This is a genomic window from Thermoleptolyngbya sp. M55_K2018_002 (genome assembly GCF_015295965.1).
Taxonomy (GTDB): Bacteria; Cyanobacteriota; Cyanobacteriia; order Elainellales; family Elainellaceae; genus Thermoleptolyngbya; species Thermoleptolyngbya sichuanensis.
The window spans coordinates 1-10,289 of the sequence record NZ_DVEA01000225.1 but is presented as its reverse complement, the minus strand read 5'-3'; the positions used below and the strand labels follow the sequence as shown (position 1 = coordinate 10,289).

The window sequence follows — 10,289 nt, the reverse complement described above, 5'->3', positions numbered from 1 at the left end:
CGAACGACCTCAGCAGCCCCACCGCGCTGGAGCCAGAGCGCTGGTATCACGTCGCCTGGCGCTACGACAGCGTAGCCCGCACCCAATCCATTTTGGTGGATGGGAAGCTTGTGGCGACGGCCGCCAACCGTAACGCGCTGTTGGGCGGCGGGGCGCTGTTCATCGGGCAGTGGAATGGCGATCGCCACTTCAAAGGGCAAATCGGCGAACTCCGCATCTGGAACGAAGCCCGCAGCGAAGCCGACATCGCTGCCGGAATGCGCCGCGTGCTGAACGACCCCACCGGAGCCGCCTGGCAAACGCTGGCAGGAAGCTGGCGATTCGTGCTGTGGGAGGGTCGTCCGGTTGCCCAGGACGATTCGCGCCATCAGCGCCCCGGCAAGGTATTGGGCAGTCCCGCTCTGCGCCGGGTCAATTCGCAGATGATGCAGGCGCAAATCGACCCTGTAACGCTGGCGTGCAAAGCTGACGAGGGCGTGTATCTGCTGCCCTACGACTACGACGCTCATGCCCAGGTCAACCAGATTGCGCGATCGCTCCAGGATGGGTCGCTGCTGTTTTTGGTGGATGCGGGCAATGAACCGGAGCCAGTGCAGCCAGGAACCGCTGTCCTCAGCGATGACACCCTCAGCAACCGCTGGGTCGCCGATGCCTATGGCTATGCGCTCTCCTTCGATGCGGCTGCTCGCCCCGTGACGACGACACAGCGGCTAGCGGATTATCAAACCGAAGCCAACCTGACGATAGAAGCTTGGGTGAAGCACAGCGCGTTTCCCAAGGGCTTTACGGAAATCCTGAAGCATCAGTCGGGGTCGCCGTCTACCCGCTATCGCCTGGGCATTAGCCACGACCTGGATGCGCTCCGGGAAAATGCGCCGATCTATCGCGTGTTTGCCGAAGTGGGCGGCAAGCTGGTCTACACCGATCCGATGGCATCCGCTAATCAGTGGCAGCATCTTGCGGCAGTGTTTGAGCAGGCCCACGCGCTAAGGTTTAAGGCGGGCGATCGCCTGGATTGTGGCAGCGATACAACGCTGGAACTGGCGGGCGATCTGACGATCGAGGCTGTCATTCGGCTGGATGATTTGGCTCAGCCCCAGGGCATTTTGACTAAAGGTAAGATACAAGACGGCAGTGATGATGACTGTACTTATTCCCTGTCAGTGAACAAAGAAGGGAAGCTTGTTTTCGCCTTTGAAGACAACCAGGATTCACCCGAAAATCACTTTCTAAAATCCTCATTTTCACTCCAGCCGAATCAGGTCTATCATGTCGGCGTGACGCGCCAGCACCGTGCCGAAACCGCTCAAGGTAATGCTCAAGTGAGCATCAATCAATGGCATGAATTCCATTTCTATGCACGCAGCCAGGACGGCGTGCAGTATAAGATTTGGAAATCTGTCAGCAAGGCGGAAAATCCAGAGCGGTTTGAGGGAACCATCGGCAGCGGTAGTCAGCCCCTCGAAATCGGCTGGGCTGTTTGCCAGACTGACCCGCGAGATGCCACAAAGATGGCCGCTCACTCGTTCCGGGGAGAACTGGGCGAGGTGCGCCTGTGGAGCCGCGCTCTCACTGCCTCGGAATTGGGCAAAGCGATCAAGGGCCGCGAAAAGGAGCTGGTCGGCTGGTGGCAACTGGAGGAAAACCAGGGGGCGATCGCCCAAGACTCTAAGGGCACAAATCACGCCACGATCTACGGCGCACGCTGGGTGCAAAGCAGCGACCCAGAAGCCTCGCGTCTGCGGCTCTATCTCAACGGCGATGTCGTGATGACCCACGTCTGGAGCGCCAGCAACACGCCCTATGCCTGGAACCGTCAAAAGCCACCCTTTGAGGGTACACCTGGATTTTCGCTGGGTACGGATGCAAGCGCTCCGACCGCTAACCCAGCGTTGCAGCGCCACGCCTTCACAGGCGAACTGGATGAAGTCCGCATTTGGAAAGTCGCCCGCACGCTGGAGCAAATCCAGGACAATCTGTTCCGCCCCATTGCAGGCGATTTTGAACAGTTCCTTGCCTACTATCACGCCAGCGAAGTGGGCAACACACTGCAAGATGGCTCTGGGCGCGGCCTGCATCTAGCGATTCCGGGCACTGCGCCCAACTCGCCGCTGACGGACGCAACACTGACTTACTTTGCCCTGTCTACGGCCCCCGTCAGCACAGAAATCGCCCAGATTCGCAGCGCCCTGGCCCAGGTCAAGACCGACTTTCATGACGTGCTGACGAATGCGCCTGCGGTGCAGGAATACGGCGATATGCAATCCGATTCTGCGGGCAACCTGATAGGCGTGATGAAGCGCTGCTACGCCTACATCCGCAACGGCCAGTGGCGACTGCTAACGGGCTACAAGGTCGGTGATCTGGAACTAGAGTGGGTGGGACAGGCGCAGTATGACCCACAGCTCATCGGCTTTATCGAGGGTGCGCCGCCTGTGCCTAGCGAAAACCTGACGGTGCGCGATACCTACGAAAAGGTCAGCACGGTGGAACTCACCGAAGCCGACCAGATGATGTACACCTACGCCAATACGCGCGATCGCAGCTACAAAACTGCCCTCAATATGAAGCTCGGTGCTGGCTTCAAGGTGAAAAATGAAGCTGGATTTGGGCTGGTAGTGGAAACCGTCAACACGAACCTGGTGCTGGGCATTAAGGGCAATATGGAAACCAACACAAGCTGGCTGCAAAACAGTACCGTCAGCTTTGGCAAAACCACGAACACCCTCAGCCGCCTGACTGCTCAGGGAGACTGGGAAGAGGCTGCCCGCCCTCGCTATCCCGAACTGGGCAGGCGCTATGTGCCGAAAAACGTCGGCTTTGCGCTGGTGCAGTTGGAAACGGCGGATGTGTTTGTGATGCGGCTGAAGCATCGCGACCCGGCACGGCGGGTAACGGTGGCTCTGCGGATGCAGCCCAACCCCGACATCCCCAAAGACTGGAACGTGATTATGTTCCCACTGAATCCCAAGTATGTGAAGCAGGGGACGCTGGACGGACGGGTGGGGCTGAATGCGGATGCGGTGGATTATCCCAATGCCACCAACTCCAGCTCCGACCGCAGCTACTTCAAGCCAATCGAAGCCTATGCCCTAAAGCAGCGCATCGAGCGGGAGCAGAAGGAGCTAGAGGCCGACTATCGCAGCTATGACGTAGAACCTGCGGGCAAAAAGGGCATGGCGCGAGGGACACCCGTTCTTCCCCTAGTGGGAACCAGCATCGGTGCAGCGATCGAAGGCGGCATTGCCCTGAATCAGGAAGATAAGCTGCCCGAGCTGACCCGCCGCAACCTATTCAACACCTACGTCTGGACGGCCGACGGCGGGCTGTTTGCCGAAACGCAGCAGTTTATGGAGACCCAGCAAGAGGTGATTGGCGGCACATTCTCGGTGTCGGGTCAGATTGGGGGCTATATGGACTTCAACACGGCGATCGCTGGAATGGCGGTCAACTTTGAGCTAGAGTCCTTCTGGGGCGGCAGCCAGACCCTCACCAAGACCAGGACCAGCGCTTCCCAGCGATCCTTCGGGGTGACGGCGGATCTGGATGTGGAGCGCAACATCCAGGTCGCCAACCCGCAGCAGGCGGAACGGTTGGGTCTGTCGCTGTATGATGCCAAGGGCGATCGCGCCAAGTGTCCTGGGAAGGTCGATGGCTATCGGTTCATGACGTTCTATCTAGAGCCGAGCCAAGAACACTTTAAGGACTTTGAAAACAAGGTGATCGACCGAGCCTGGCTGGAACAGAGCAACGATCCGAATGCGATCGCCCTGCGCCAGTCCATCCAGCAGAAGGTCGGCAAGCCCTGGCGCGTGATGCACCGCGTCACCTACGTCAGCCGCGTCTTGCCCCGGTATGGCTCTCCCGCCGCCACGCCCGCCGAAGATACCCTGCGAGCCGCCAACATTGAAAGCAACTGGGAACTGATCAAACGATTGGAACCCTACGTGCAGTCGAAAACACGCAGCTATGGCGATTTGGCAGATGCAATTCGTGAGGTCATTTCTCGGTTTATGCCAGAACTGGCCAGCACCGAGAGCTACATCATTGAATACATGGAATATATGAGCCGCTACTACCAGGTGTTCCCGGATTCGGTGCTGCAAAGCCAGGTGCAATAAGCGACTCCTGGCGACCAATTGCCTGAGGGTTCTGTAAATTGTGGGGTGTGCTGTTCGCGGTCAGAGCGGCACACCTTTTTTGATTCACGCATCGAGTAAGGATGTTCCATTTGCGTGTTGGCGGGGTGATCGGCTGCAATTAGTGAAACGCGATTTGCAGAATAGACAGATCATCGCTAAAAGTAGACACGCCGCCCTGACTGCGAACTGCTTGCAGCAAGAGATCGAGATTCGGGATAGATGCACCACTGGATGCATAGTTAGACAGAGTGTTGATGAACGGATGCAATCCCCAGGTAGGCTGCCCCGCAGAACTGGGCAAGTCATAGATGCCGTCGCTGAAGATATACAGCAGGCTGCCGGGGGGAATGGTGCAGCGATCGCTCTCAAAAACCGTATCGGGCATCATGCCAATTGGCACCCGACGCATCCCCAGCAGACAGGTTTCAGGCGGTTTATCGGGCTGGGGCAGCAGTCGTCCCGGCATCAGCACGGCGGGTGGATGTCCGGCGCAGGCGTAGGTGAGCTGCCGCTTGACCCTGTTGTACACGCCATACCAGATGGTGAAGTACTTGTCGTGCTGGCTATCCATTTGAAACGCTTCGTTCAGCGCCCGCAGCACAACGTGGGGCTGGTAAAAGTTGACATTGGGCAACGACTGCGATCGCAGCAGGTTTAGCACCGTAATCGACGGCAGCGCCGCGCCCAGTCCGTGCCCCGACACATCCAGCAAATACATCGCCAGATAGTCTGGGTCGAGCCAAAAATAGTCAAAACAGTCGCCCCCAAGCTGGCTGGAGGGAATAAAGCGGCTGTCGATTTCAATGTCGCCCGTCAGTGGAGATGGGAGGAGCGATCGCACGTAGGAGGCGGCTTCCGACAGTTCCTTTTCGAGCAGGCGCTTTTGGGTTTGCAAATCTTCACTAAGCTGGTGCAGCCGCAACCCCGCCCGCACTCGCGCCTGAAGCTCATTAATTTCAATCGGTTTCGCCAAAAAGTCATCCGCGCCCGTGTCCAAGCCCTGAATTCGATCTTCCACAGCACTCTGGGCTGTGAGTAAGATGAAGAAAGTAGTGGACAGATCTGGATTTGCTTTGACCCGGCGGCAGACTTCTAGCCCGTCCAATCCTGGCATCACCCAATCCGACACGATCAGCGCCGGCCGCAGCTTCTCGGCTAGCGCCAGCCCAGTCTCCCCATCATCTGCGATCGCAACCTCATATCCTTGGGATTGCAGCGCTTTTTTCAGCACCGTTTGAATAATTGAGTCGTCGTCGATGATAAGAATCTGCGGCATGGGAAGACTAGGGCTAGAGCAATGACACCTTGACGATAGTTATTAAGATAAGCGTTTATGTCGTCCTCTTCCGGCTTCACCTCCCAAGAGACGAGGATTTCCTGCGAAGTCTCACCCACTCGATCGGCTCCTCGATCGACTCAGTTGACCATGCTCCGGAGCGAGCAGATCCAGGTCGATACGCAGCTCAATGAGCTAAATCATGTCTTGGCCTGGTTTGACGGCCTGCGATGCGCGGGTATTCCAGAGCTAGTCTGGCTGCAATGTCAGCTTGCGCTGGCCGAAGGCTTTACCAATGCCGTCCGCCATGCCCATCGCAACCGTTCGCCAGATACCCCGATCGAAATTAGCGTCACGATTTTCAAAGAGTTTCTAGAAATCCAGATTTGGGATTGTGGCCCGACCTTTAATTTGCGAAAAATGCTGGAGGCGATTCCAGATGAGGTAGACCGGGATGCCGCAGGCGGTCGGGGGCTACTGCTGATGAAAAAAACAGCAGACGTTCTAGACTATCGGCGATCGCCCGATCAGCGGAACTGCCTCCTTTTTGTGAAACATTACACCCGGCAAGACTTAACCAGACCAGACTAGAGCAGCCTCAACGCATCAGTTCCCCAGCACCGTATGAGTGACCTCCCCGCAATGCGCGATCTCCCAGCGCCGTATGGTCTGGTGCTGACGACGGCTGCTTCTCGCACCGAAGCAGCGGCGATCGCCCGCGCCCTAGTCGCCGAACGGCTGGCGGCCTGCGTCAGCCTGTTTCCCGTCCATTCGGTCTACACCTGGCAGAATACCTTGGAGCAGCAAGACGAGTGGCAGCTTGTGATCAAGACTGACCTAACCCTGTTTCCAGCCCTCGAAACCAAAATCCGGGAACTCCACAGCTACGACGTTCCCGAAATCATCGCACTGCCGATCGCAGCCGGATCAGCAGACTATCTCAACTGGTTAGGAGCCTCAGTTAACCCCCTGTCGCCCCTATCGAGGGTCAGCCTTCAGAATCAGGACGACAAGTCAGAACGCTAAAACTTCAGACCACGAAAAGCGAAGACCACTCAAAGCTCAGAACACCATGCAGGGCGCTGAGCGCAGTTTGTCTAGCCTTGGGAAAACCAGAGGAATGCGATAAACTGAAGGACAAGTGCCCGAAGCTTTGTGTACACGGCAATGGCGGTTCATCAGCACCATCATCAGCGCTGCATCGGCAGTCTATAGTCGTTGCAGTGCGTGTGAGTGCAGGTGCGTCTCTAGCGCTCTCTGGCTCTGATACTGATTAGACAGAACTCAATGGCATTTTTTTCATCGGTTGCGGTTCGAGAACTCCCCCTCTTCCCCCTTTCAGAGGTTGTTCTGTTTCCGGGGCGGCGACTCCCCCTCCACATTTTTGAATTCCGCTACCGAATTATGATGAACACGATCCTCCAGAGCGATCGCCGCTTTGGAGTGCTGATGGTCGATCCTGCGGATGGTCGCGTCGCGAGCGTGGGATGCTGCGCTGAAATCACCAACTTCCACCGAATGCCCGACGACCGCATGAAGATTATGACCGTAGGGCAGCAGCGCTTTCGAGTGTTGGATTATGTGCGCGAAAAGCCCTATCACGTTGGACTGGTCGAGTGGATCGAAGACCATCCCACCGAGCGAAATCTCCACTCTCTTAGCATTGAGGTGGATCAGCTTTTGCGAGACGTGGTGCGGCTCTCTGCGAAGCTGACCAATCAGGAAATCGAAGTGCCCGACGATATTCCAGATTTGCCGCTAGAACTGTCTTACTGGGTCGCCAGCAATCTGTACGGCGTAGCTCAGGAGCAGCAGGCATTGCTAGAACTGCAAGACACGGCGGCTCGTCTGGAGCGAGAAGCGGAGATTTTGACCTCTACTCGCAGCCACCTTGCCGCCCGGACCGCGCTAAAGGATGCCCTGCGCTTCGATGGCTAGGACAGTTTTGGGTTAGCGCTTTCGGGTCTACCAGCTTCGTCTCGACTCGCTTGTTTGCCTCGCTGAACGCTCAAAGTTTAAAGCTCAAACCTATCGTCCCAAATACACCACCCCAGGCAAGATCGGGATTGGCTAAGCCACGCTAGCAAGTCACTTTAGCAAGTCACTTTAGCAATAGAGTAGCTGCCCAGCAGTTTCAGGGTCTCGGTGTGCTGGGTTAGCTCTTGGAGGGCCTGCTGAACCGTTGGGTCGTCTGCGCTGGCTTCGATGTCAATAAAAAAGACGTAGTCTCCGAGCGATCGCTTGCTGGGTCGAGACTCGATGCGGCTCAAGTTCAGGTTGCGGGTCGCAAAGACCTGGAGCGGCGTGACTAGTGCGCCGGGGATATTGGCAGGGACGCTGAAGGCCAGGGAGGTATGGGTGCCGCCGGGGGATGGCGTTACCCCCAAGGCCCAAAAGCGAGTGCAGTTGTCGGGATAGTCGTTGATCGGGTAGCTCAGCACGGGTAAATTGTAGAGCTTGGCGGCGCGGCGAGAGGCGATCGCCCCCGACTGGGGTTCTTGCTCTAGCTTGTGGAGCGCTTCGGCGTTAGAGCTAGCAGGGATTAACCGCACCTCCGGCAGCATCCGTTCCAGCCAGCCCTGACACTGGGCGAGGGCCTGCGGATGTGCATACACCGTTTGCAGAGATGCCAGATCGGGGGCGCGGGAGATGAGCGCGTGGTCAATCGGCAGCACGATCGCCCGCTGGATCTGCAAGGAATTCATCTGCCAGAGCGTATCCAGCGTGGTGGTCACGCTTCCTTCAATGGAGTTTTCGACTGGCACGACCGAAAGCTGGGTTTCCCCACTCTCGGTGGCCCGCAGCGTTTTTGGAATGCTGGAATAGGGACGCAGTTCGCTCGACAGGCCGGCCGTGCTTTCTAGCCATGCGCGACAGGCGATCGCCGCATCTTCGGCATAGGTTCCGGCTGGCCCAAGATGAGCAATCAAGATAGTCATACGCTGCCCAGTAGAAATCTCAGCATTCCCTGTAAAACCTCCGTATACTACCTATAGTCAAGGTAGATTTCTGGGAAAAGCTGTAAAATTTGTTTAAGGGATTGCCAATACGCTTGTTTGCAGCTTCATATTGCTTCAGGATGAAATTAGCTGACGCAAATGAACCCACGAGTCAATCGCCCAGTCTCTCTCCCAGCAAGTGCCCAGTCAAGCGTAAATTTTGGCGATTCCCGAATGGTTCAGGCAGAGTGCTACGCAAGCTATGGGGCATTGTTTCCGGCACGGACTGGTCGGGTATTGCTCGACTGAAGCGCTGAGGGCTTAAAGGCTGGCTTTTTGCTACTGAGTCTTTTGTCTTTTTGCAATGGATGTTTAAGCAGGCGGCAAGGTCACTCAGTTTTCATGTTCCCGCCCTGCAATTTATTTTGTTCTCCTCATGCCATCCGACATGCAGACTCGTTTCTCCGCCGCCCAATCGGTCGAACTCAAGGTTCCTGAGCAGCCGATTCCGATTCAGCACTATTTGCGTCAGCCCCATCGGTTGATCACGGCGCTGGTTGACCCTAGTCGGGTTGAAGCACTGGGGGGCGATCGCTTTCGTCTCAAAATGCGCCCGATTACGTTCCTCACGCTCAGCCTCCAGCCCACGGTAGATATTGACATCTGGAATGACGCAGAAGGCGGCATTACGCTGCGGTCGGCGGGCAGCGAGATCTTGGGTGTGGACTACATCAATGAGCGGTTTCATCTCGATCTGCGGGGGCAACTGATGCCTGTGCAAACTCGCTATGGAACTCGGCTGCTGGGTCAAGCGAATTTGCAGGTCGAGGTCGGGCTGCCGCCTGCGCTCTGGGTCACACCCCGCCCCTTGCTAGAGGCAACCGGAAACGGGCTGCTGCGGAGCGTTTTGGGCACGATCAAGCAGCGGCTTATGCATCAGCTTTTGGTGGACTATGAAAACTGGGTCAGGGCGCAACTCGCAGAACCAGCCCGTGCTTCACTTTCCTTCGCACCAGATTTAGCAGCAGACTAAGCTAGCCGCTCAGTCCCCGGTTCGGGCGCTCTATTCCCAAACAGCAGCACGGCTCAAAATCTCAAGAAGACCTCAAGAAAAGCTCTCAAGAGCCGAAATCGAGCCTCTGCTGAACGGGGAACGCATCCAACTGACAGGGCTTAAAGCTGCGGCGATGCTGGGATGTACAGCCGTAGGTTTGGAGCGCTAGCCGATGGGCCGCCGTGCCGTATCCCTTATTGGTGGCCAGGTCGTAGTGGGGATATCGAGCCGAGAGACGGACAATCAGGCGATCGCGCCAAACTTTGGCAAGGATGCTGGCGGCGGCGATCGCTAAACAGGTCTGGTCGCCCTTGATGATCGGCTGCTGGGGAATGGGCAGGCCAGGAATGCGCTGGTTGCCATCCACCAGGCAGAGTTCTGGCTGCGGGCTGAGGCGGGCGATCGCCCGACGCATGGCCAATAGCGATGCCTGCAAAATATTGAGGCGATCGATTTCCCGCACCGAGGCAAAACCAATCCGGCAATCCATCGCCAGACGACGCACCTGTTCCACCAGGCGATCGCGCTGCACAGGCGACAGAAGCTTGCTGTCCGTCACGCCGAGGGCAGCCAATTCAGCAGCAGCACTTTCTGGCAAGATCACGGCGGCGGCCACCACTGGCCCAAACAGCGCCCCCCGCCCGACCTCATCCACGCCCGCGATTAGCTCGGCTGCCATCTGCCCCCTTCTACCTCAGGTACATCCGGTGGCTGACTAGGAGGCCGACTCGTCGGCTGACACAGACGATCGGCGACGGCGGCGACGACGACTACACGATCGACGCCGGCACCGACGGCGACATCACGATCACCGATCAGGGCGGCAGCGATGTGTACTTCGAGACCGGCGGCGCGAGCGTCTCACTGTTCGACCAGGG

The 10,289-nt window shown here is 57.4% G+C and carries 8 protein-coding genes; 5 read left to right on the top strand and 3 right to left on the bottom strand.

Annotation, left to right across the window (positions count from 1 at the left end; all coding sequences use genetic code 11):
• Positions 1–4,121: LamG domain-containing protein (locus tag IGS51_RS11105; protein WP_297078458.1), on the top strand; the 4,121-nt coding region annotated here is incomplete at its 5' end.
• 139 nt (positions 4,122–4,260) lie between these two features.
• On the opposite strand, the gene IGS51_RS11100 is transcribed toward IGS51_RS11105, so the two are convergent.
• A complete protein-coding gene (locus IGS51_RS11100) occupies positions 4,261–5,418 on the bottom strand; it encodes a SpoIIE family protein phosphatase (protein ID WP_297078457.1) in 1,158 nt (385 codons plus the stop codon).
• Positions 5,419–5,475: 57 nt separating this feature from the next.
• On the opposite strand from IGS51_RS11100, the gene IGS51_RS11095 reads away from it, so the two are divergent.
• From IGS51_RS11095 to IGS51_RS11085, 3 genes are all read left to right on the top strand, one after another.
• Positions 5,476–6,009: an ATP-binding protein gene (locus IGS51_RS11095; protein ID WP_297078456.1), complete on the top strand. Its 534-nt coding sequence runs from the start codon at positions 5,476–5,478 to the stop codon at positions 6,007–6,009.
• Positions 6,010–6,060: 51 nt separating this feature from the next.
• Complete coding sequence (gene cutA / locus IGS51_RS11090; RefSeq protein ID WP_367279319.1) at positions 6,061–6,444, top strand: divalent-cation tolerance protein CutA; 384 nt, start codon at positions 6,061–6,063, stop codon at positions 6,442–6,444.
• A gap of 261 nt (positions 6,445–6,705) precedes the next feature.
• Positions 6,706–7,356, top strand: coding sequence for an LON peptidase substrate-binding domain-containing protein (locus IGS51_RS11085; RefSeq protein ID WP_297078454.1), 651 nt, complete (start codon positions 6,706–6,708; stop codon positions 7,354–7,356).
• A 155-nt stretch (positions 7,357–7,511) separates the two neighbouring features.
• On the opposite strand, the gene pheA is transcribed toward IGS51_RS11085, so the two are convergent.
• Positions 7,512–8,357, bottom strand: coding sequence for a prephenate dehydratase (pheA, locus tag IGS51_RS11080; RefSeq protein WP_297078453.1), 846 nt, complete (start codon positions 8,355–8,357; stop codon positions 7,512–7,514).
• A 448-nt stretch (positions 8,358–8,805) separates the two neighbouring features.
• On the opposite strand from pheA, the gene IGS51_RS11075 reads away from it, so the two are divergent.
• Complete coding sequence (locus IGS51_RS11075) at positions 8,806–9,390, top strand: DUF1997 domain-containing protein (RefSeq protein ID WP_367279318.1); 585 nt, start codon at positions 8,806–8,808, stop codon at positions 9,388–9,390.
• A gap of 85 nt (positions 9,391–9,475) precedes the next feature.
• Here IGS51_RS11075 and IGS51_RS11070 read toward each other — a convergent pair whose 3' ends face one another.
• The gene (locus tag IGS51_RS11070; RefSeq protein WP_297078451.1) at positions 9,476–10,090 is read right to left on the bottom strand and encodes a ribonuclease HII; all 615 of its coding nucleotides are present in this window, start codon (positions 10,088–10,090) and stop codon (positions 9,476–9,478) included.
• Between the last annotated feature and the right edge of the window lie 199 nt (positions 10,091–10,289).

Excerpts from the sequence above, each read along its gene's own strand:
- IGS51_RS11085 (WP_297078454.1), top strand. The coding sequence starts at position 6,706 with ATGGCATTTTTTTCATCGGTTGCGGTTCGAGAACTCCCCCTCTTCCCC.
- IGS51_RS11075 (WP_367279318.1), top strand. The coding sequence starts at position 8,806 with ATGCAGACTCGTTTCTCCGCCGCCCAATCGGTCGAACTCAAGGTTCCT.
- IGS51_RS11070 (WP_297078451.1), bottom strand. The coding sequence starts at position 10,090 with ATGGCAGCCGAGCTAATCGCGGGCGTGGATGAGGTCGGGCGGGGGGCG.
- IGS51_RS11095 (WP_297078456.1), top strand. The coding sequence starts at position 5,476 with ATGTCGTCCTCTTCCGGCTTCACCTCCCAAGAGACGAGGATTTCCTGC.
- pheA (WP_297078453.1), bottom strand. The coding sequence starts at position 8,357 with ATGACTATCTTGATTGCTCATCTTGGGCCAGCCGGAACCTATGCCGAA.
- cutA (WP_367279319.1), top strand. The coding sequence starts at position 6,061 with ATGCGCGATCTCCCAGCGCCGTATGGTCTGGTGCTGACGACGGCTGCT.
- IGS51_RS11100 (WP_297078457.1), bottom strand. The coding sequence starts at position 5,418 with ATGCCGCAGATTCTTATCATCGACGACGACTCAATTATTCAAACGGTG.